We start from the raw sequence: 21,269 nt of genomic DNA, 5'->3' as shown, positions 1-21,269 counted from the left end.
TCATACCACAGGTGATAATCATTTTCATTGAAGAAAATGTAAAAAAACTGTGAGTTAAATGTGAAACGCATTCATTCGAATATAGAATAAATCCGTTTCATATTGTTTATATACTCGAAATGTACATGTCTCCTCATCGGTTAATCTCGCTTCTCGAACAACTTCTTCTAACGTTTTGTCATGGTTAATAAACCCGTAAAATAGGCGTATTGTAAACATAAGTGCTACATTTCCATCTACATAATCTATCAATCCAACATATGATTTTACACCACTATGTAAAAAGGATTCTACTAGTTAGTTTCAACTCCCCAAACTTATACCAACCATTTACAATATGTGTAATATGCAATTTTGCATATTACTTAATTTCCGCTACGCTAAAGTATACTCTCGGCTCATTTAAGTCGTACACATCTTCTCCTAACTCTTCCATTACAAATTTCCTCTCCTATAAGTCCATTTCATATATACCCGTTTCTTTCAAAAAATCAGCTCTAGTTAAAGCGACTTTATGTAAATATTGCCTATACGCTGTAATTGTTCCATCGTGTGCAACGATACAAATTTTTTCTGCTTTTAACTGATAGCACCAGTGCAGAAATTCATCTACTATTTGCTGAAATTCCATCTCCGAGATGATATTGACTCCCTCATTCCATAACAATTCATTTCTACTTTCTTCTAATGAAAAATGTGGAAATAAATTTTGTATTATCTTTCGATCTAATAATTGATCGCACGGTAATGTTTTGGCGGATTCCCGATAAGGAAAAATACGTGGGGATATATATGGGTGAACAATTTTTTGACAAGCAACTTCCGCACTCCATATTGTCGCAGTTTGTAAAGTTCGAAGTGTAGGACTAGCGATTAATATATCCTTTTCTTGTAATGGTACATCGCACTGAAGCAATTCAGCCTGCTTCTTTCCCACGCCCGTCAATGGCGGATTCACTGCTTGTAAACTTAATGGTAAATCTTTCGTATGTTCACCTTCACCATGCCGAACAAAAATAAGCTTCATTCTCCTCTTCCTCTCACTAGGAAATAGTCTCACATATTTCTTCCCTATTTTTTTCTTTACTCCTGCTATTTTAAAAAGTAGAATGTAAAAAGTGTTTGACACTAACGTTTGAAAAATATTACAATTATATATGTAAAACACTTTTTACAAGAAGAGGAGGATTACAAATATGAAATGGATTATCGTCTTTATGGGAATGGTCATATGGGGATACATAAATGGCTTTTTTAATAGTGATAAAACTGCTAATCCTTGGATTACAGATGATGAGCGTGAAACAAAAATTAAACAAAAAGCAATTATCGCCAGCTGGTCTGGTGTTTTCATATTTTGTATCATGAACCTCTTAAACAAATGGTTAGGTTTAGGAACGAGCAATACATCACCTTACTTACCATCTTCTGTCGCAACTATTTTAAAAGAAAATGTAGAGTTACAAGTTTTACTTATGTTATTCATTACATATGGCATATTTTACGTATACTACCGAAGAAAACTAAGCGCTTAACTTTTATCTCATGATTTTCCTCCTAAATGGTTATAGTAACTAGGACGCAATGAAAAAAGGAGAGATATAAAAATGAGTAACTCAAATGATTTTTTAGATACATTACATGAAAAACAAGCAAAAGATGAACAAAATAGAAAGCGCCAAGGAAACGGGAACCCCGCAAAAAAAAGCCAAATAAAACACATAAATAACATTGAAAAACCTGCCTGAAAATTATATTTCAGGCAGGTTTTTTTACTCGTCTGTAACCGAAACGACATCTTCCCAATTCCATTTCTCATAATACCACTCTGGTACATCTATATTTTCAATCCACTTCTTCTCATGTTTTCCATCGTTATGAGCAAGCCATACATCAGCTTTCTTACGATTTGAACGGAGCCACATTAATTGGTTGCTTTTCTTACTAAAAATAGGGTTATAATCGCCTTTGCTATTGGATGGCTTTGTAATTTGATGTTGTTCATCTGTTGTACTATTTATTTCATATAAAGATGGTAGTGGTCTTTTTTCTAGAGGGACCGATAGCTCTGCTTCCTTTGCCCTTGAAACGATAATTACATTCTCGTTCTTCCATGTGAAGTCCCAATCAACATAGCCTTTTGGAGTAAATGTATTTTGCTGGAGAACCGGCAATTCTTTTATTTTTAAATGCTTATTCTCTAAAGCAACTCTCCCGCTTCCTTCAATATAGGCTACTATATTTTTTGATGGCGCCCATTTGAACCATTGTGTGTTTAATAACATTTGATCTACTGTTTCAAAACGACTGCCGTCTGATCGAATTAAGCAAAGGGTATTACTATCAGCTGACAAAGAAGCTGTTGGTACTGCCAAAAACGAAATCCATTTTTGATCTGGCGACCACTTAAATCCACTTCCAACTAATGCTAAAAAATCATCATGCTCATTCGGTAGTGCATATAAATGTTTCATCTTATGAGGATTCATATTTGCATCCTTTTGTATTTCATATAACTGAGCACCTGTCCATCCTGTTGGAAGCAAGTACGCTTCTGATGATACAAGAAACTTCTTACCATCAGGATACCATGCATAGTCACCTACACCATTAGCTACGTTTTCAAAATCTGCTTTCTTTTTTTCAGCATCAAATGTATTTAATGTGCGTGCAAATACAAATGCAATTATATTCTCTGTTGGTGACCATTGATAATTCGATGCTTCTGATTGAGATGGCGTAACTTTCTTTCCATCTTTCAGCCGATACAGTTCAAAGTGATTTCGCTTCTTTCCTTTTGCATATGCAAGCCATTCTCCATTGTGTGACCATTTCGGTCCTGTTATGTACTCTCCTTTTGTAATTTGTTTTTCTTTTTCACCGACTTTAATCCATAGATTATGATTACGAATAAAGGCAACTTTTACTCCATTGTTTTCTGCGCTAGTAATAGAACTTGAACAGAAAAAAAGGAACAAAATCACGATTCCACTTACTATAAACCTTTTCATATAGCACCCCCATTTCCCCCTTTAGCATTCCTCATATTCCGCTTACTATATGCAAATATTATCCATTCGACATAATTCCAAAAAATTTCCCAAGAAATTTTCAATTCAAAGAGGTTTGGTATGAATTATGTCGAATGTATAGTTTAGCCAACATCCGTTCCTATAATTAACGATAAAAATGCAATATTTATTTTCAAAAAATTGGCACTTTTTATTAGAGGGAGTTTCAATGAAGAAAACTACATCAACACTATTAAGTATGGCGCTCGTCTTTTCGAGCTTTGGAGCATTAAGCGCCCATGCTGAATCACTGCAAAAAGAGAAGCAATTTAGCCCACAGTTAAAAGCAAATATTGAACAATGGGGAGAAAACAAAATCGCGCAAAATGTTGAAACAAAAACATCCAAAGAAATTTCAGTTATTGTAGAATTGCAACATGCTCCACTCGCTTCACAAAGTAACATTCAACATGCTCCGGACCTACAAAATAGCAATGTGCAATCATACCATGCACAACTAAAAAAAGCACAAGAGGATACAACAAAGAAAATAAAAGAAAAAGCACCGAAAGCAACCATAAAAGAAACGTATAGTACGTTATTTTCTGGATTTTCTATTTCTATCCCAGGGGATCAAATTGCCGCTCTAGCTTCTTTACCTGAAGTAAAAGCAATTTATCCGAACTTAACATATAAATTACATGAAACGTCAAAAAGCCTAGCAGATCAAGAAACACCAAACGTTGGAGGCCCTACAGTTGGTGCACCTGAAGCTTGGAATTTAAAAGACCCGACTGGCAAATCCCTTGATGGAAAAGGGATGAAAGTCGCTATTATCGATTCAGGTGTCGACTATACCCATCCTGATTTACAAGCAAATTATATCGGTGGCTATGATACAGTCGATGAGGATAATGATCCGATGGATGGAAACGTTCACGGTACCCATGTTGCAGGAATTATTGCTGGTAACGGAAAAATAAAGGGGATTGCTCCGAATGCTTCTATACTTGCTTACCGTGTCATGAATGATGGTGGTACTGGTACGACCGAAGATATTATTCAAGGTATTGAGCGCGCTATTCAAGATGGTGCGGATGTTTTAAATCTATCTCTTGGTCAAGATTTGAATGTACCTGATCAACCTGTAACAATGACGTTAGAACGCGCAGCAAAACTTGGTGTTACTGCAGTCGTCTCAAATGGAAATGATGGACCAAAACCTTGGTCTGTTGACGCTCCTGGTAACGCAAGTAGTGTCATCTCTGTTGGTGCATCTACTGTATCTATTCCATTTCCAACATTCCAAGTAGCTGGTTCCAATAAATTTTACCAAGGATTACCGTTATCAAAAGCAGACTTCCAAGTAGGAAACGATGCTCAGCTTGTCTATGTTGGCTACGGTAATTCAAGCGATTACGCTAAACAAGATGTGAAAGGTAAGTTCGCCCTTGTTTTACAAGGAACTTCAAGCACGTTAGTAAAAGCAGAACAAGCGAAACAAGCTGGCGCTCTCGGCGTGCTACTAATTTCTAACGAAAAAGAAATTAATCTTATGCCCGAATATTTTGCACGTGAAGATGTAGCTCTTCCAGTTATGCAACTATCAAATACAAATGGCGAAGAGTTAAAAACTTTAATTACAAAACGAAAGAAAAATATAAAAATTGGACAACCAAAGCAAACAGAACTTATTGGTAACTTTAGTTCAAGAGGACCCTCTCAAGGTAGTTGGCTTATAAAACCTGATATTGTTGCACCTGGAGTGAAAATTACTAGTACAGTGCCGGGAGGTGGCTATGAATCTCACAACGGGACAAGTATGGCTGCGCCGCAAGTAACAGGAGCTGTTGCCCTACTCCGTCAAATGCACCCTGATTGGACGACAGAACAATTGAAAGCAGCTCTTGCCAATACTGCAAAAACATTAAAGGATGTCAATGAAAATACATATCCTGTTATGGCACAAGGCTCTGGTTTAATTAACATTCCAAAAGCCGCTCAAACAGATGCATTAGTGAAACCTAACAATGTAAGTTTCGGTCTTATTAAACCTAATAGCGGTAAAGTGAAGTTAACACAAAATGTTACGTTACAAAATCTTTCTAACAAAAAGAAAAACTTTTCAACTCGTATTGAATTACTAGATACAAAAACAAAAGTCCAGACTTCTTTCTCTTCTTCTATTAGTATGAAACCTAATAGTAACATCGAAAAGCCTTTTACTATTACTGTAGATAGCTCCTTACCACAAGGTGTATATACAGGAAATCTATATGTAAAAGAGCAAGGGAAGACTGAAGAAATGCGTATTCCATTTACATTTAGCATCGATCCGAAAGAATACAAGCGTATTGATGGCCTTGAAATCGTTAATTCTACTTTCAGTCCAAATAATGACAAAATACTAGATGACAACCTGATCAATTACTATTTAGTTACACCAGTTGAGGATGTAACATTTCACGCTAATTTAATTACGAAAGACCGTGTAGCATATCAAGGCATGATACATCAAGGGAAAAATGAAACACCTGGTTATAAATCTTTCAAATGGAATGGTACGAAAACTGACGGATCTCCTCTACCTGATGGCTTATACCAAATCGAAGCTGTTGCTTCTAACTCTGGTGGAGAAACAAAGCAAACAGGAGCTGTATTTGTCGATCGTACTGCACCGAAGTTATCGTCTGAAGTAGATCAAGAAAACCTCGTAATTAGAGGGAAAGTAGATGATATACTTTTAGATTGGATGACAGAATCTGGATGGGTTGCTCCAGGACATCCAGTAACGATACAATATGAAATTAACGGAAATGGCGTGTGGGAAAGTGCGTTCCTGAACCCTTGGGAGAAAAGTTACGACATTTACTTCGATCGTAACCAATTACAACAAGGAAAAAATATAATTCATATTGTAGCAACCGATGCAGCTGGAAATAAGTCTAATTTAAACGTCGATTTAGAAGTGAGATAATAAAATTATTGTTGACAAGCTTTTAAATATAGTTTTATAATACAAAACATAGTTTAGTTGAACGAATTATATATCGGCTTTGAAGGAATACTAGTAGCGACTTATATCCCTGTCTCAGAGAACTGATGGTTGGTGCGAATCAGTACATATACAAGCGTGAATTACAATTCTGGAGCTTCTTTCCCGTAATGCTTTTTATGCATGAAGAGAAAGACGGATCTTTCCGTTATCTTAAAGTAAGTGGTAAACAATTAATTGTTTACAAATAGGGTGGTACCGCGATTTTTATCGTCCCTATCGGATTTTCCGATAGGGGCTTTTTTGCGTCCTTCCCTTTTAAATAACTTCATATATACGCGTTGAAAGAATCGCAGTAGTATCTTGTATCCCTGTTTCAGAGAGCTAATGATCGGTGGAAATTAGCACATATATAAGTACGAATTACAATTCTGGAGCTTCTTTTTCGTAGTGCTTTTATGCATGAAGGAAAAGACGGAATTTTTCCGTTATCATTAGTTGAGATGTAAGTATATTTTCACTTACAAATAGGGTGGTACCGCGATTTTTTCGCCCCTATCGGATTTTCCGATAGGGGATTTTTCTATTTCTCACGCAAACAGTTGTTAAAGAATTTCGAATGTTATGATAAAATTTTATAAGCGCTTACAATTCTGAAAGGAGGTGGTACAAGCTATACAAAACTGGTATTCATTTTTATAGAGAAAAAGGAGGACGTCTAAATGACAAAGAAAAAAGAAATTCCATCACATTTAAAACCATTCGTATCCACACAGCATTATGATCAATACACACCGGTGAATCACGCTGTTTGGCGTTACATTATGAGACAAAACCATAGCTTCTTAAAAGATGTTGCTCATCCATCCTATGTTAACGGACTACAATCATCTGGTATTAATATAGATGCAATTCCAAAAGTAGAAGAAATGAATGACTGTTTAGCACCAAGCGGCTGGGGTGCCGTAACGATTGACGGACTTATTCCCGGCGTCGCATTCTTCGATTTTCAAGGTCATGGATTACTACCAATCGCAACAGATATTCGTAAAGTAGAAAATATCGAGTATACACCCGCTCCTGATATCGTTCATGAAGCTGCAGGCCACGCACCGATTTTGCTTGATTCTACATATGCAAAATATGTGAAACGCTTTGGACAAATTGGAGCGAAAGCTTTCTCCACAAAAGAAGAACATGATGCTTTTGAAGCCGTTCGTACATTAACGATCGTAAAAGAAAGCCCTACTTCTACACCTGAAGAAGTTGCAGTTGCTGAAAATGCTGTAATCGAAAAACAAAACTTAGTTTCTGGTTTATCAGAAGCAGAACAAATTTCACGTTTATTCTGGTGGACAGTGGAATACGGCTTAATCGGCAATATAAATGATCCGAAAATTTACGGTGCTGGTCTCCTTTCCTCTGTCGGTGAAAGTAAGCAGTGCTTAACAAACGCTGTAAAGAAAGTCCCATTCTCAATTGAAGCTTGCACCGGGACAACTTATGATGTAACAAAAATGCAACCACAGCTATTTGTTTGTGAATCATTTGAAGAATTGACTGAGGCCCTTGAGCAGTTCTCTACAACGATGGCATTTAAAACAGGTGGAACAGAAGGATTAGAAAAAGCAATCCGCTCCGAAAATCATGCTACAACTGAGCTAAGTAGTGGATTACAAATTACGGGTACATTTACAGAGACAATTAAAAATGATACTGGTGAAGTTATTTACACACGAACAAGCTCACCAACTGCATTAGCAATTCATAATAAACAACTAGCAAATCATTCTACATCTGTGCACAGCGATGGATTCGGGACACCAATCGGATTACTAGATGGAGATATTGCATTAGAAAATTGTACAGAAGAACAATTACAATCATTAGGCATTACAATTGGAAGCAGTGCAGAGTTTACTTTTGCAAGTGGCATTCATGTAAAAGGAACAGTAACAGACATTGTAAAGAATGATAAAAAAATTGCTCTTATCTCCTTTATAAATTGTGCAGTTACTCATAAAGATCGCTTATTATTTGATCCTTCATGGGGAGCATTTGATATGGCTGTCGGCTCACAAATCACTTCTGTATTCCCAGGAGCGGCAGATGCGGCTGCATTTTTCCCGATGAATGAAGAAGTACAAGAAACGCCTGATCCACTTGTACTGAATAAGCTTGAACGTATGTATCAAACAGTTCGAGATATACGTAACGATAGTATTTTACACGATACTCATACTGATCAATTAATAGCTATTCAAGAAGTATTAAATAAATTTTATCCGAAAGAATGGTTGCTTCGTCTTGAAATTTTAGAATTGCTTTTAGAACATAACAAAGGTCACGAAGCATCAGCAGCATTATTACAACAACTTTCTACTTTCACAACTGAAGAATCTGTAACACGTCTTATTAACAATGGTCTTGCGTTACTGCAGGTAAAGGATGTGAAAAATGATGCTACGATTAACTAATGAAGAAGTACAAGAGGAATTAACAAAGCTGGATAAATGGACAGTGAAAGATGAAAAATGGATTGAAAGAAAATATATGTTTTCCGACTACTTAAAAGGAGTCGAATTTGTCTCTGAAGCCGCCAAACTATCAGAAGAACATAATCACCACCCATTTATCCTTATCCAGTATAAAGCAGTCATTATTACTTTGTCATCATGGAATGCAAAAGGTTTAACGAAACTAGATTTTGACCTTGCAAAGCAATTTGATGACCTATTTTTACAAAATGAAAAAGCTATTATAAGAAAGTGAAAAAAGAGAAGCCTTTTTAGGCTTCTCTTTTCACTTTAAAATGTATACAATGTCCAAACGGATCCTTGGCCTGTAATATTCCATCTTTATACGTAGCAACTACGCCAATATATTTTAAACTTTCACACACTTGCTCTTTTTGTTTTTCATCTGCTAGTACAATTGTGAAATATTTCAAACCAACGGAATTTGGCATTTGTGGTGGTATACCTTCACCCTGCCATGTATTTAAACCGATATGGTGATGATAACCACCTGCTGATACGAACAACGCTCCATTACGAGCTGGAATCGTTACATCAAAACCAAGGCCATCAACATAGAAACGTTTCGCTTCTTCTAAGTCAGCTACATGTAAATGAATGTGCCCCATCACAGTACCAGCCGGGAACCCATTCCATGTATTTCCTTGTTGTAATAATCCTTCGCCGTCTAACGGGTTACTAACAAATGGTAACTCTCCATTTTCATCATGCCAAACTTCTTTTTGGCGATCATGATAAATTTCAATCCCGTTTCCATCTGGATCAGCTAAATAAAGAGCTTCACTAAAGTAATGGTCAGCCCCACCATGTAATGGGTGTACTCTCTCAACAAAATGACGAAGAATATTTGCTAAGTCTTGTCTGTTTGGTAATAAAATTGCATAGTGATATAAACCAGTTCGACCTCTTTGCTTCGGAAGAGCGTCTTCCTTTTCTTCTATTATGAGAAGTGGCTCATTGTCCTCATTACCAAACGTAACGATTGTACTTTTTTCTTCCAGTACCTTCATACGCAATACTTCTGTATAAAACTCTAGCGATTTCTTTAAATTTGATACATATAAATGAACAACCCCAAGTGTTGTTTCGGGATGAAGTGGAAAGCCCATTTTGTTATACCCCCATTTTAATTAATTCTTCTTTAACATTTTCTCTTTTAAGAAATTATCTACAAAACCATTAGCTTTCGCAACAAATAAGTAAGCACCCATCGCTAATAATGCAAGTTCTAACTCAAATCCAGGATTTTTCCCGTCTCCTAACAAACCAGCTGACCATTTTACTTTCACAATCGCTCCAACCATAACAAGTGCAAATAATAAGCCAATATACCTTACGCCTAAACCTAGAATTAACAATAGACCTCCAACTAATTCAACTGTTGCTACACCGTATGCAAGTCCTCCTGGTAAACCAATGCTTGTAAACCACCCTGCAATATTGTCAATTCCTGATTGGAATTTTGTTAAACCGTGCATAAAGAACGTTACCCCTAACACGATACGAATAATTAAGTTACCAATATGTTGATTCATTTCTTTCTCTCCTTTGTAGTTTTGTTATACAAAACTTTTATTTACATTACAAAACATACACTAATTATTTTTATTCGTCAATTCATTTTTCATGAGAAAAAATATTTTTTTTTTGCTATGATACAAATAGTTGTTTACAAAAAGGAGCATGATTTTATGAATATCGGTTCTGCGATTCGTGAAATTCGTCAACGTAGAGGAATTACGATTGCCCAAATTTGTGAAGGAACAGGTCTTTCTAAAGGCTTTATGAGTCAGGTTGAAAACAATAAAACATCACCATCTATCTCAACTTTAGAAATGATCGCTAATTTTTTAAATGTTCCCCTTCCATATTTATTGTTAGAACAAAAAGATCGTTTAAAAATTGTAAAAAAAGAAGAGCGTAAATACAGTGTGTATGGAAAAGATGAACAAAGAATTGAGCATGTTGCGGAGCAAGGTGGTCTCCGCCTATCTCTAGTAGAAATTTCTGCCGGATTCCCGAAAGAAAACTCACCAAATGCTCATGAAGGTGAAGAGTGTCATCTTGTATTACGCGGAAAACTAGAAGTTCAACATGGAGAAGATATTGCGATTGTAGAAGAAGGTGATTCTTTCTCTTGGAATGCATGCGTTCCTCATATTGTTCGCAATATAGGTGAAGAATCTGCATTATTACTTATCTCTAGTCATGCGGAAAATCGAAAACGTGTTTACTAAACGATAAAAAAGAAGCCTGTTTCGTAACAGGCTTCTTTTTTATTCCCTTATAATTCCATAACTCGTCCCAACTAGTACGGTCTTTTCATGTTGATTGCGATAAACTGACTCAATTGAAACTTTTTTATATCCTTCCATTTGCTCAATATTTGTTAAAGTTAATTCACAAGTAACCGTATCTCCTGTAAAAACTGGTCTAATAAACTCACTTACTAATTCCCTCGCTATGTAATGTAACTCTTCGCCTACTTTCGTCCCAATGCTAGCAGTCAATAAACCATGGACCATTAATCGTCCATTCTCATCATATTCCATATGATGTCTACCTTTATCGCCTGTAATATTTGCAAATTCAAAAACTTCTTCCTCGGTAAATCTTCTTTCGTATTTAAATATATCCCCAACTTTTACATTCATTTTTATCCCCCGTTTAATAAACTGAATTTTCTTTTATTTTATCACAAAATGAGTCTCAGTTCAGTTTATATTATTAAAATAGCAATCCTTTTTCTTTATTACCTTATAAGTTATCGATGCCCTTCCTTTTTTGCCACTTGATACCCATAGTACGCACATGTTCCATTTCTTGATAACTCTCTTACTTCAAAATCACAACTTCTATAAAAATCAAAATTGTTAGCGGACGTATGCGCAAACCAATCGCCATGCGGAAGCTTTTGTAAACAAAGAGCTACAAGTTTCTTACCTAACCCTTTCCCCCTATACTCACACTTCACAACTAAATTTACTATGTTAGCAACCATGATTTGATCAGAAATAACTCTAACCATCGCGACCATTTCTTCTTCATCCCAAATTGTGAAAGCCCATGTTGAATTTTCAAATGCAATCGTAAACTTTTCAATTTGCCAAGAAGGGATATTATCATTACTCCAGCCAGCATCTTCAAATAATGTCTTAATCGCATATGCTGGCACTCCATTCGTTCCTTCACGAATAATTAGTCCATTATGATAAATATACATGTAATCCCTCCCTTTATTTTTTATATACCATTCTCCAAAAAATGCAATTCACCTTTTTTCATCCAACCCGCTTAATGGAATAAACGAGAACATCCATCTCATGAAATGAAGTTGTTTTCTCATAACTAAGCCCTGTTTTTCTAGCAACAAATATTGAAGCTGGGTGGTTCGGATTAATAAGTGAAATTAATTTATTCATTTGTAATGCTTGAAAACCATAGTCTCGAAATGCCGCCGCAGCCTCTTTCGCATACCCTTTCCCCCAATACTTAGGAAGTAGCCAATAGCCAATCTCAATTTCCTCTTTTCCATCTACCTTCTGCTTGACAAGTCCTGCATGACCAATTCTTATCCCTGTTTCCTTTTCAATCATTACAAATAAACCGAGACCATTTTTATAATTTGGAAGTACCCTCTCCTCCAAACTTTTTTTACATTGCATAAATGTTTTTAACGTTCCATTTCCAATATAGCGCATTACCTTCTCATCCCCCCATAAAGAAGCATAAAATGGTAAATCATCCATTGTATATTTGCGAAATTGTAAGCGATCTGTATGGAACACTCTTTTATTCACTCCCATCATTTTGAACCTCATTACATAACAACATATTTCAAACTACGTAAGTGTTGAATAATTCATATCAAGAAAGTTACCAAAAAGAAAGAAAATTCAATCTTATAAAAGTGTATTATATCAAAAAAAAGCAGTAGACAAAAGAGTGTCTACTGCATCCATATCATAACTAGTATAAAGAAAGCTACAATTGAGGGGGTGTAGGATTTTCAAATATACTAGATACTTATCCCGTTCTAACGGGCGGTAAACCTTCCAATCCTTTGAGTGGAAAGTTTACCGCACATAAGAACTTTGCGGTCATTAAGAAAGCACTGTTAAGTACTCAAATACACGCTGAGCTTTTTCTCCACCCATTCGTGCATGTTGAAGAAGAGAGATGCCATGTGGGCCAGATGCACGTAATGCCTCTGGTTGTGCTACTAAAATGGCTTGTACGACTTCAAGTTCACCCAGCATAGCTGCTGCAAAAATATCCATCCGAGCTCCCTTTTCCAGTAAATAAAGAGCAATATCTTTACGGCCTACATGGGCCGCTGCTCCTAAGGCACTTTCCCAATCTGAGCCACCCCAATTATAAGAAGCATGAAGTAAGCTTGGTGATTCGGCCAAAAGCTCCTGTACTCTTTCTAGATCTCCGTGAGCTGCCATAACAAATTCCCTTACTAACTCAGTGGTAATACGCTCGTCTGTTTGCATCTCTCTTCTCCCTTTTCACAAATTCGTTTCGGTGTAAAAAATGGCTTGTCACTCCCTTGGAATATATCAACTTCAATTCCAAATACACGCTGAAACATTTGATGACATAGTACTTCTTCTGGTACGCCATCATACTGAATCTTCCCTTGTTTTAATACGAGTAAACGATCGCTATATTGAGCCGCTTGATTAATATCATGTAAAACCATTACAATCGTCATACCAAACTCTTCGTTTAATCGTTTAACAAGTTCCATTACTTCTAACTGATGGACGATATCTAAAAAGGTTGTTGGTTCATCTAATAGTAAGACATTTGTGCGTTGTGCAAGCGTCATTGCAATCCAAGCACGTTGCCTTTCTCCTCCTGATAAGGATTGTAAAAGACGATATTCATACCCTTCAAGCTTTGTAACAGACAATGCCCAATCAACAATTTCTTCATCTTCTTTATTTAAGCGACTACTCCATGATTTATGAGGACCTCTTCCGAACTCTATTAGTTCTTTCACTGTTAAATCTAATTGATGATCGTGCATTTGTGGTAACATCGCTAATTGCTTCGCTACATCTGCACTCTTCATCGTATAAATATTTTCCCCATCTAAAATGATGTCTCCTTCGCTTTGTTTAAGTAGCCGTGCTATTAAACGAAGCAAAGTAGATTTCCCCGATCCATTCGGACCGATTAAACTAACGATTTCTCCAGCTTTAATATGTACATTCATATTTTGCATTTGAAATCTTTCAGAATGTGCGTAAAACACTTTGTTAACGGAAATCACGTTGTTTTCCTCCTCTATGGATTAAATATAAGAAGAACGGACCACCTAAGAAGGACAATAAAATACCAACAGGCAATTCGATTGGATCGAACCAACTTCGAGCTATCGCATCCGCAAAAACAAGTAATATCCCACCGCCAAGGCATGATAATGGCAGTAAATATTTATAGTCATTTCCAACTAATAAACGTAACATATGCGGTACAACAAGACCGACAAATCCAATAAGACCAGAAACACTAACTGCTATTCCAGCTAACATTGTACTTACTACTATTAAATAAAACCGACTTCTTTCCACGTTATATCCTAATAATTTTGCCATTTCATCCCCAAGCATTAATACTCGAATATGTTTAATACCGAAGAAAGCTAATATAATAGCGAATATCGCATAGTAAATAATCATATTTAAATGTGCCCAACTAACACCACCAATACCACCAGCTAACCACGGTAAAACTGATTGTACTTTGTCGCTATGTAATAACATTAGCGCTGAAGTCGCTGCACCAATTAAGGCGTTTATTGAAACACCTACTAATACAATTCGTGAAGGTGGCGCCCCCTTTTGCCATGATAGTGCGTAAATGACCATTGCTGTAATAAAAGCTCCTAAAAACGCTCCTAGTGGTAAGAATGCCATATGTTGAGGAAATAAAATCATGATTATAATTGCTACAAGACCTGCTCCTGATGAAACTCCGATAATTCCAGGATCTGCAAGAGGATTTCTCATAACCCCTTGCAATAATGCTCCTGATGCAGCTAAACACGTTCCTACTATAAAACCAACGAGCACTCTCGGTATACGAAGATCCCATACAATTCGATGAACTGTCGAACCTTCATCTTGTATACCTTCTATAATGTCTCGTAAAGAAAAAGATAAGCTCCCTGCAAAAAGGCCATAAAAAAGACCTAGAACAGTTAATACGACTAAAGTAACTGTTATTATCCACCTTTTTCTCGCAAAAGGATGTTCCTTTTCTCTTACTATTTCACTACTCTCCATACTTATCATTTCCTTACATCTTGTATACTTTTATACATAAAGTCCATCGCTTCTGTAACTTTCGTCCCAGGATTTGATCCAAATAAATCTGGTGGTAAAATAACTACACGATTTTGTTTTACTGCATCTAAATTTTTCCATGCTTCATTTTTCATCATTTCGCCTTCAAATGCTTTTTTCACACTATTGGGATCTCCATGTGTAATTAAATAAATCACATCTGGATTTGCTTTAATAATACGTTCTACACTTAGCTGTGCATATTGCGGATACTCTTTCATTTCTGGAAAACTAGCTGCGATATTTTTCCCGCCTGTTTTTTCTAAAATATCCCCTGATAGAGATGTTGGTAATGCTGCTAAATAAGTGCCTGGTGCTCCATAAACTAGCAACGCTTTAACATCACTCTTTTTCTCATATTTTTTCATTTGATCATTAATTTTTTGGTTAAGCTCTTTTGCTTTATCTTCTTTCTTCATTACTGTTCCATACATTTCAATACCCTTTTGAATATCTTTTACAGAGTTGGCTGAAGAAATGATTACTTTTGTTCCTTGTCCTTCGACCGTTGGAATGTTCTTTTGGAATCCATTGTTAGCAACAAGTACATCCGGTTTTAAACTAGCAATTTGCTCAAAATTCGGTTGATGTGCATTCCCGATTACTTGTGCTTTCTTTAATTCCTCTGGGAGAGTTAATTTTGTATCAGGACGACCTACTATTTTTCCACCTAAAGCATGAATAATATCCATGTCTCCCATACTCAACGTAGCAAAACTTTCAGGAACTTTATTGAATGTTATCTTTCTGTCTGAGAGATCGGTAATTTCGATTTTGTCTGTTCCTTTGTCTGTTTTTGTTGCGGATGCTTTTTCGTTTTCTTTTGCACTGCAACCTATTAATAAGAAAAAAATAGATAAGATCGCTGTGAACAGCGTAATAGATTTGTTCATTCTTTCACCTCTAATTGATAATAATAATCATTAACTACTATTCTACTTTAATTGATAAGGATTATCATTGTCAATATGAAACGCATACATTTTCTACAAAAATGAAAAAACGCTACAAAAAGATTTCTTCTTTTCGTAGCGCCCTATTTAACAATTTTCTTCATATTCGCTCTCCTCTAATTGATCACGCATCGTTCTAACACGCTTAAAGAAGAAAAAAGCAAGAACTAAAAATACAATAATACTCCCCATCATAACAAAAGACTGTACCATACTTTTTATTCCACTTGGAATTAATAAACCGATCATTAAAAATGTACTTATAGCTAAAAGTACTTGTGCAAACCGGGTATAATCTGCTATTTTTTCTTGTAATTCTTTCATCTGCTTATCACTCCCATCCTCACTTTATCACATTCTATCAAGCTTAAAGACAAGTAAATAGAACCAATCTGGGAGATGTTTTCCAAAGTAAAAAAGAGCCGCTTACTCGCGGCTCTTTTTTATCTATTATACGCCTTTATATGCTTCCATATAGATTTCTTTCAGCTCTGAAATGAGCGGTAATTTTGGATTAGCTGTTGTACATTGATCTTCAAAAGCTCTTTCTGCTAATAATCCAACAACCCCTTCAAATTGGTCTTTAGCAACTCCTTGTCCTGCAATACTCATATTTATATTTAAGCTTTTTCCAAGCTCAATAATTGCTTGGACGAGTGATTCCACACCTTCCGCTGTTGAGCTTGCTGGAAGCCCGAGCATTCTCGCAATATGTGCATAGCGTTCATCAGCCACAAAGTGCTCATATTTTGGGAACAATGCGTGTTTTCTTGGCTTAATAGCATTGTAGCGAACTACGTGCGGCATAAGAATTGCATTCGCACGTCCATGCGGAATATGGAATTCCGGTCCAATTTTATGTGCTAAACTATGATTAATACCTAGGAAAGCATTTGCAAATGCCATCCCTGCGATTGCGGAAGCATTATGCATTTTTTCTCGTGCTTCTTCATCATTTCCATTTTTATATGCTCTCGGTAAATATTTAAATACGAGATCAATTGCTTTTAATGCTAAACCATCCGTATAGTCATTTGCCAGAACAGACACATACGCTTCAATTGCATGTGTTAATACGTCCATACCAGTATCTGCCGTCACATGAGGTGGTACTGTCATTACAAATTGCGGATCAACAATCGCTACATCTGGTGTTAATTCATAATCCGCAAGCGGGTATTTAATATTATTTTTCTTATCTGTAATAACCGCAAATGGCGTCACTTCTGATCCCGTCCCTGATGTTGTTGGAATGGCAACAAATTGTGCTTTATTTCCCAAGTTCGGATACTTACATGTACGTTTTCTTATATCCAAAAACTTCTGTTTTATTCCATAGAATGTCGTTTCTGGGTGCTCATAGAATAACCACATCCCTTTTGCTGCATCCATAGCTGAACCGCCACCAAGCGCGATAATTACATCTGGTTTAAAGCTTTTCATCATGTCCGCACCTTTAAATACAGTTTCATCTGATGGATCTGGCTCAACTTCAAAGAAAACTTCAACTTTCACATCATTTGCATGCTTACGTAAATAGTGCGTAACTGTATCTACATAACCGTGCTCAACCATCCCTGGATCCGTTACAATAAATGCGCGGGAAATGTTAGGCATGTTTGCTAAATATGCTGTCGCATGTTTTTCAAAATAAATTTTGGGTGGTAATTTGAACCACTGCATATTCTTTTTTCTATTTGCCAACCTTTTTATATTTAATAAATGAGTCGCCGTTACGTTTTGGGAAACTGAGTTTTTCCCGTAGGAGCCACAACCAAGCGTAAGTGATGGAATAAATCCATTATATATATCACCAATTCCACCTTGTGATGAAGGTGCATTTACAATGAGACGGCAGGCTTTCATACGTAACCCAAATTGTTTTTGTACTTCTTTATTTGTAGAATGGATAACCGCTGAATGCCCTAGGCCACCAAGCTCTAACATTTCTTCGCAATATGTAAATCCTTCTTCTAATGAATTTGCTTTTACACAAGCTAACACTGGGCTCAGTTTCTCACGAGATAGTGGATACGCTGCTCCGATGCCTTTAATTTCAGCTACAAGCATTTTTGTATGTTCAGGTACAGTAATTCCTACTAATTCAGCAATATACTGTGCTGATTTCCCAACAATATCACTATTTACTGCACATGTATTTTCATTAATAACAAGCTTTTCTAATTTCTTTCTCTCTTCCTCTGTTACAAAATAACAATTATTTGCAATCATTTCTGCTTTAACATCATTATAGATTTCCTTATCTACAATGATGGCTTGTTCTGACGCACAAATCATACCGTTATCAAATGTTTTCGATAAAATCAAATCATTAACAGCACGTTTTACATGTGCCGATTTCTCTATATAACATGGTACATTACCTGGCCCTACACCTAGCGCGGGTTTACCAGTAGAATAAGCCGATTTCACCATACCAGCCCCTCCAGTTGCTAGAACGAGTGCGACACCATCATGGTTCATTAATTGTTTCGTTGCTTCCACAGAAGGTCTTTCAATCCATTGAATACAATGCTTTGGTGCACCAGCTTTCACTGCTGCATCATATACTGTTTTTGCCGCTGCAACGGAACAGTTTTGTGCAGAAGGATGAAATGCGAAAATAATTGGATTTCTCGTTTTTATCGCGATTAATGCTTTAAACATTGTTGTCGATGTTGGGTTCGTTACTGGCGTTACCCCAGCTACTACACCGACAGGTTCTGCGATTTCTATTATTTCTTCATGAGGATCTTCATGAATAATTCCTACCGTTTTATCTTTCTTTATACTATGCCAAATATATTCAGTGGCAAAAATATTTTTAATGCATTTATCTTCATATACGCCACGGCCCGTTTCTTCAACAGCCAACTTCGCAAGCGGCATATGTTGATCGACACCCGCAAGCGCCATTTCATGAACAATGTTGTCAATTTGCTCTTGTGTAAAACTTTCTAATGCTTGTAAAGCTTTTTGACCGTTATCTACTAACGTATCAATCATCTCTTTTACCTCTTGCATTTCATTTACAACTTTCTCTTTGACTACCATGTAAATTTCCTCCTATTCTGCTATCTTGGACTTCATAAGTCCCTACAGGTCATAAAAAGTCCCGATTAGCGTAAAAAAATAGAGTTACCTTCCTACATGAATCTCATTGTTTGTGAAACATTTCACAAGTTTGTTCGTGAATAATATTTCATGAATTTAATATACATGAAATCATTTCATTTGTGTATGTCTAATTTGTGAAACATTTCACAAATTAATATAATAAAAATGCACTGCTCTATATTAGCAGTGCATTTTTACTATGCTAGTGCTTGTGCCAAATCTTCAATTAAATCTTCTCCATCTTCAATACCAACAGAGATTCGAATTAATGTATCTGTAATTCCTAATTCTTTACGGCGATCTGCTGGGATTGATGCATGTGTCATTTGTGATGGAATGGAAATTAAACTTTCTACTGCTCCTAAGCTTTCAGCAAGTGTAAAGTACTGTAACTTCTCAAGTACTCTATTTAATGTTTCTTCACTATCTACATCGAATGAGATGATTGCACCAAATCCGTTCGCCTGTTCTTTTGCTAATTCATGATTTTGATGTGATTCAAGACCTGGATAATATACTTTATTTACTTTCGGATGGTTATTTAAAAACTCAGCAATTGCGCGTGAATTTATTTCATGCTCCTCCATACGAATTCCTAATGTTTTTAAACCACGAAGTAGTAAGAAGCTGTCTTGTGGTCCAAGAATACCTCCTGTTGAGTTTTGTACGAAATGAAGGTCTTCTGCTAGTTGCGGGCTATTTACAGCTACTAGGCCTGCAACTACATCACTATGCCCACCTAAATATTTCGTTGCACTATGAAGTACAATGTCTGCTCCTAAAGAAATTGGCGACTGCCAATATGGCGTCATGAATGTGTTATCAATAATTGTTAATAAATCGTTCTCTTTAGCAAGAGCGGATATTTTCTTAATATCAGTAATTTTCAGTAATGGATTCGTTGGTGTTTCCACATAAATCGCTTTCGTATTTGGGCGAATTGCTTCTACAACTTCCTCTAGGTTTGTTGTATCTACAAATGTATGCTCAATGCCGAAACGGTTTAGTACTTTTGTAATAACGCGATACGTACCGCCATAAACATCATCTGTTAAAATGACGTGATCTCCTTTTGAGAATAGCATAATAGTTGCTGTAATAGCTGCCATCCCTGAACCAAATGCAAATCCAGCATGACCATTTTCTAACACTGCAATCATTTCTTCTAAAGCTGAACGAGTTGGATTACCTGTTCGTGAATATTCATATCCTTGATGCTTACCAACTGCTTCTTGTTTGTACGTACTCGTTTGATATATCGGCACGTTTACAGATCCAGTTGAAGGTTCTCCTATGCGAATACCATGAATTAACTTTGTCTTTGCTCTCATTTTTTATTCCCATCCTTTGTATATGTCTTTACTTAAATAGCGCTCACTGCTATCCGGAAAAATCGTTACAATATTTGTACCTGGTGCTGCGTTTTCTGCCTCAAGTAAGCTTGCATGAAATGCCGCTCCTGAAGAGCTTCCAACGAGAAGGCCTTCCTTTTGCGCCAATTCTTTTACGCGTAAAAATGCATTTCGATCAGAAATCGTATGAATTTCATCAAAATAAGATGTTTTTAAAAATGGTGGAATGAATTCAAGACCAATACCTTCTGTTTCATGTGAACCAGCTTTACCGCCATTTAAAATAGATCCTTCTGGTTCTACAATAACCGTTTTAATATCAATATTTTTTTCTTTTAAATAAGACGCAGTTCCCATAAACGTACCGCCAGTTCCTGCCCCTGCAACAAATATATTAATCTCTCCATTCAGCGCATCCCAAAGTTCAGGACCTAGTGTTTTGAAATAAGCACGAGGGTTTGCTTCATTAGCAAACTGACTTGGAGAGTATGAATTCGGTATTTCCTTTACTAATTCTTTTGCCTTTGCAATTGCGCCGGTCATTCCTTGCTCAGTCGGTGTATGCACGACCGTTGCACCTAGCGCTTTCATTAATTCTTGTTTTTCAATACTAAATTTCTCTGGTACACAAACAATGACGCGTAAATCATGTTCTAACGCTGCAAGTGCCAGTCCAATGCCAGTATTCCCAGCCGTCGGTTCAATAATTGTTCCGCCCTCTGCAACAAGCCCTTTTTCTAGTGCATCTTCGATTAATTCTCTTCCTAAACGATCCTTAACGCTTCCGCCTGGGTTGTAAAATTCAAGCTTTGCAAATAAACGGACTCCTTTCGGAAGTGAAAAACGAGTAATTTCCACGATTGGTGTATGACCAATCAACTCATGAACTCCACGATATACATTCATCGTGTTCTCCCCCTTATTTGCCAATAAAGAAAAGGCAAC

At 36.5% G+C, this 21,269-nt stretch carries 20 protein-coding genes, 2 pseudogenes and 2 other annotated features; of the genes and pseudogenes, 6 read left to right on the top strand and 16 right to left on the bottom strand.

The features are described 5' to 3' along the window. Positions 1–54: 54 nt before the first annotated feature. Together JFU54_RS10015 and JFU54_RS10010 are read right to left on the bottom strand one after the other, a co-directional pair. Positions 55–451, bottom strand: a pseudogene (locus JFU54_RS10015) (hypothetical protein); the annotation flags it as partial. Then, positions 452–1,027 carry a histidine phosphatase family protein gene (locus JFU54_RS10010; protein ID WP_002143189.1) on the bottom strand — a complete coding sequence of 192 codons (576 nt, stop codon included), beginning with the start codon at positions 1,025–1,027 and terminating at the stop codon, positions 452–454. It lies immediately after the preceding pseudogene. A 169-nt stretch (positions 1,028–1,196) separates the two neighbouring features. On the opposite strand from JFU54_RS10010, the gene JFU54_RS10005 reads away from it, so the two are divergent. Both JFU54_RS10005 and JFU54_RS10000 read left to right on the top strand, forming a co-directional pair. Continuing rightward, positions 1,197–1,535, top strand: coding sequence for a hypothetical protein (locus JFU54_RS10005; RefSeq protein WP_002143190.1), 339 nt, complete (start codon positions 1,197–1,199; stop codon positions 1,533–1,535). Between the two features lie 72 nt (positions 1,536–1,607). Next, positions 1,608–1,729 (top strand): annotated as a pseudogene (locus JFU54_RS10000) (DUF4023 domain-containing protein). A 43-nt stretch (positions 1,730–1,772) separates the two neighbouring features. On the opposite strand, the gene JFU54_RS09995 reads toward JFU54_RS10000, so the two are convergent. Beyond that, positions 1,773–3,011 carry a TolB family protein gene (locus tag JFU54_RS09995; protein WP_201064352.1) on the bottom strand — a complete coding sequence of 413 codons (1,239 nt, stop codon included), beginning with the start codon at positions 3,009–3,011 and terminating at the stop codon, positions 1,773–1,775. Positions 3,012–3,240: 229 nt separating this feature from the next. Here JFU54_RS09995 and JFU54_RS09990 point away from each other — a divergent pair, with 229 nt between their 5' ends. The 3 genes from JFU54_RS09990 to JFU54_RS09980 all read left to right on the top strand — a co-directional run bounded on the left by JFU54_RS09990 (position 3,241) and on the right by JFU54_RS09980 (position 8,778). Then, positions 3,241–5,988, top strand: coding sequence for a S8 family peptidase (locus JFU54_RS09990; protein ID WP_078184451.1), 2,748 nt, complete (start codon positions 3,241–3,243; stop codon positions 5,986–5,988). A 70-nt stretch (positions 5,989–6,058) separates the two neighbouring features. Then, positions 6,059–6,287: a binding site (T-box leader), on the top strand. Between the two features lie 51 nt (positions 6,288–6,338). Continuing rightward, positions 6,339–6,566: a binding site (T-box leader), on the top strand. A gap of 162 nt (positions 6,567–6,728) precedes the next feature. Then, positions 6,729–8,483, top strand: a complete 1,755-nt coding sequence (locus JFU54_RS09985; protein ID WP_098635924.1) for an aromatic amino acid hydroxylase — start codon at positions 6,729–6,731, stop codon at positions 8,481–8,483. After that, positions 8,464–8,778: a 4a-hydroxytetrahydrobiopterin dehydratase gene (locus JFU54_RS09980; RefSeq protein WP_002143198.1), complete on the top strand. Its 315-nt coding sequence runs from the start codon at positions 8,464–8,466 to the stop codon at positions 8,776–8,778. The genes JFU54_RS09985 and JFU54_RS09980 overlap by 20 nt, the downstream gene beginning before the upstream one ends. Positions 8,779–8,794: 16 nt before the next feature. Here the strand turns inward: JFU54_RS09980 and JFU54_RS09975 are convergent, their stop codons facing one another. Next, the gene (locus JFU54_RS09975) at positions 8,795–9,652 is read right to left on the bottom strand and encodes a VOC family protein (protein WP_098635923.1); all 858 of its coding nucleotides are present in this window, start codon (positions 9,650–9,652) and stop codon (positions 8,795–8,797) included. A gap of 21 nt (positions 9,653–9,673) precedes the next feature. After that, positions 9,674–10,078, bottom strand: a complete 405-nt coding sequence (locus JFU54_RS09970) for a DoxX family protein (RefSeq protein ID WP_002015248.1) — start codon at positions 10,076–10,078, stop codon at positions 9,674–9,676. A gap of 156 nt (positions 10,079–10,234) precedes the next feature. Between JFU54_RS09970 and JFU54_RS09965 the strand changes: the two genes are divergently transcribed. Further along, positions 10,235–10,780 (top strand): helix-turn-helix domain-containing protein, encoded by a 546-nt coding sequence (locus tag JFU54_RS09965; RefSeq protein WP_002015249.1) that lies wholly within the window; start codon positions 10,235–10,237, stop codon positions 10,778–10,780. A 39-nt stretch (positions 10,781–10,819) separates the two neighbouring features. Here the strand turns inward: JFU54_RS09965 and JFU54_RS09960 are convergent, their stop codons facing one another. From JFU54_RS09960 to JFU54_RS09910, 11 genes are all read right to left on the bottom strand, one after another. Next, positions 10,820–11,197 carry a hotdog family protein gene (locus JFU54_RS09960; RefSeq protein WP_002015250.1) on the bottom strand — a complete coding sequence of 126 codons (378 nt, stop codon included), beginning with the start codon at positions 11,195–11,197 and terminating at the stop codon, positions 10,820–10,822. 110 nt (positions 11,198–11,307) lie between these two features. Next, positions 11,308–11,766 carry a GNAT family N-acetyltransferase gene (locus JFU54_RS09955; protein WP_002015252.1) on the bottom strand — a complete coding sequence of 153 codons (459 nt, stop codon included), beginning with the start codon at positions 11,764–11,766 and terminating at the stop codon, positions 11,308–11,310. 58 nt (positions 11,767–11,824) lie between these two features. Next, positions 11,825–12,352 carry a GNAT family N-acetyltransferase gene (locus tag JFU54_RS09950; RefSeq protein ID WP_002015253.1) on the bottom strand — a complete coding sequence of 176 codons (528 nt, stop codon included), beginning with the start codon at positions 12,350–12,352 and terminating at the stop codon, positions 11,825–11,827. Between the two features lie 294 nt (positions 12,353–12,646). Beyond that, complete coding sequence (locus tag JFU54_RS09945; RefSeq protein WP_002129192.1) at positions 12,647–13,042, bottom strand: ankyrin repeat domain-containing protein; 396 nt, start codon at positions 13,040–13,042, stop codon at positions 12,647–12,649. After that, complete coding sequence (locus tag JFU54_RS09940; RefSeq protein ID WP_002129193.1) at positions 13,009–13,827, bottom strand: ABC transporter ATP-binding protein; 819 nt, start codon at positions 13,825–13,827, stop codon at positions 13,009–13,011. Before JFU54_RS09940 ends, JFU54_RS09945 begins: the two co-directional genes overlap by 34 nt. Continuing rightward, entirely contained in the window at positions 13,814–14,842 is a 1,029-nt protein-coding gene (locus JFU54_RS09935) for a FecCD family ABC transporter permease (protein ID WP_002015259.1), read from the bottom strand. The genes JFU54_RS09940 and JFU54_RS09935 overlap by 14 nt, the downstream gene beginning before the upstream one ends. Positions 14,843–14,847: 5 nt before the next feature. Further along, complete coding sequence (locus JFU54_RS09930) at positions 14,848–15,795, bottom strand: helical backbone metal receptor (RefSeq protein ID WP_201064351.1); 948 nt, start codon at positions 15,793–15,795, stop codon at positions 14,848–14,850. A 147-nt stretch (positions 15,796–15,942) separates the two neighbouring features. Then, a complete protein-coding gene (locus JFU54_RS09925) occupies positions 15,943–16,179 on the bottom strand; it encodes a YrhC family protein (RefSeq protein WP_002034123.1) in 237 nt (78 codons plus the stop codon). A gap of 126 nt (positions 16,180–16,305) precedes the next feature. Beyond that, positions 16,306–18,909: a bifunctional acetaldehyde-CoA/alcohol dehydrogenase gene (gene adhE / locus JFU54_RS09920; protein ID WP_002034122.1), complete on the bottom strand. Its 2,604-nt coding sequence runs from the start codon at positions 18,907–18,909 to the stop codon at positions 16,306–16,308. Positions 18,910–19,169: 260 nt separating this feature from the next. Beyond that, complete coding sequence (locus JFU54_RS09915; protein WP_002034121.1) at positions 19,170–20,303, bottom strand: bifunctional cystathionine gamma-lyase/homocysteine desulfhydrase; 1,134 nt, start codon at positions 20,301–20,303, stop codon at positions 19,170–19,172. Positions 20,304–20,306: 3 nt separating this feature from the next. Then, entirely contained in the window at positions 20,307–21,230 is a 924-nt protein-coding gene (locus tag JFU54_RS09910; RefSeq protein WP_002034120.1) for an O-acetylserine dependent cystathionine beta-synthase, read from the bottom strand. Positions 21,231–21,269 lie beyond the last annotated feature (39 nt).

Source organism: Bacillus sp. TH19, assembly GCF_016651075.1.
Classification (GTDB): Bacteria; Bacillota; Bacilli; order Bacillales; family Bacillaceae_G; genus Bacillus_A; species Bacillus_A mycoides.
This window is presented reverse-complemented; position numbering and strand designations above follow the sequence as displayed.

Coding starts and splice junctions, on each gene's coding strand:
- JFU54_RS10010 (WP_002143189.1), bottom strand. CDS start 1,027: ATGAAGCTTATTTTTGTTCGGCATGGTGAAGGTGAACATACGAAAGAT.
- JFU54_RS10005 (WP_002143190.1), top strand. CDS start 1,197: ATGAAATGGATTATCGTCTTTATGGGAATGGTCATATGGGGATACATA.
- JFU54_RS09995 (WP_201064352.1), bottom strand. CDS start 3,011: ATGAAAAGGTTTATAGTAAGTGGAATCGTGATTTTGTTCCTTTTTTTC.
- JFU54_RS09990 (WP_078184451.1), top strand. CDS start 3,241: ATGAAGAAAACTACATCAACACTATTAAGTATGGCGCTCGTCTTTTCG.
- JFU54_RS09985 (WP_098635924.1), top strand. CDS start 6,729: ATGACAAAGAAAAAAGAAATTCCATCACATTTAAAACCATTCGTATCC.
- JFU54_RS09980 (WP_002143198.1), top strand. CDS start 8,464: ATGATGCTACGATTAACTAATGAAGAAGTACAAGAGGAATTAACAAAG.
- JFU54_RS09975 (WP_098635923.1), bottom strand. CDS start 9,652: ATGGGCTTTCCACTTCATCCCGAAACAACACTTGGGGTTGTTCATTTA.
- JFU54_RS09970 (WP_002015248.1), bottom strand. CDS start 10,078: ATGAATCAACATATTGGTAACTTAATTATTCGTATCGTGTTAGGGGTA.
- JFU54_RS09965 (WP_002015249.1), top strand. CDS start 10,235: ATGAATATCGGTTCTGCGATTCGTGAAATTCGTCAACGTAGAGGAATT.
- JFU54_RS09960 (WP_002015250.1), bottom strand. CDS start 11,197: ATGAATGTAAAAGTTGGGGATATATTTAAATACGAAAGAAGATTTACC.
- JFU54_RS09955 (WP_002015252.1), bottom strand. CDS start 11,766: ATGTATATTTATCATAATGGACTAATTATTCGTGAAGGAACGAATGGA.
- JFU54_RS09950 (WP_002015253.1), bottom strand. CDS start 12,352: ATGATGGGAGTGAATAAAAGAGTGTTCCATACAGATCGCTTACAATTT.
- JFU54_RS09945 (WP_002129192.1), bottom strand. CDS start 13,042: ATGCAAACAGACGAGCGTATTACCACTGAGTTAGTAAGGGAATTTGTT.
- JFU54_RS09935 (WP_002015259.1), bottom strand. CDS start 14,842: ATGGAGAGTAGTGAAATAGTAAGAGAAAAGGAACATCCTTTTGCGAGA.
- JFU54_RS09930 (WP_201064351.1), bottom strand. CDS start 15,795: ATGAACAAATCTATTACGCTGTTCACAGCGATCTTATCTATTTTTTTC.
- JFU54_RS09925 (WP_002034123.1), bottom strand. CDS start 16,179: ATGAAAGAATTACAAGAAAAAATAGCAGATTATACCCGGTTTGCACAA.
- adhE (WP_002034122.1), bottom strand. CDS start 18,909: ATGGTAGTCAAAGAGAAAGTTGTAAATGAAATGCAAGAGGTAAAAGAG.
- JFU54_RS09915 (WP_002034121.1), bottom strand. CDS start 20,303: ATGAGAGCAAAGACAAAGTTAATTCATGGTATTCGCATAGGAGAACCT.
- JFU54_RS09910 (WP_002034120.1), bottom strand. CDS start 21,230: ATGAATGTATATCGTGGAGTTCATGAGTTGATTGGTCATACACCAATC.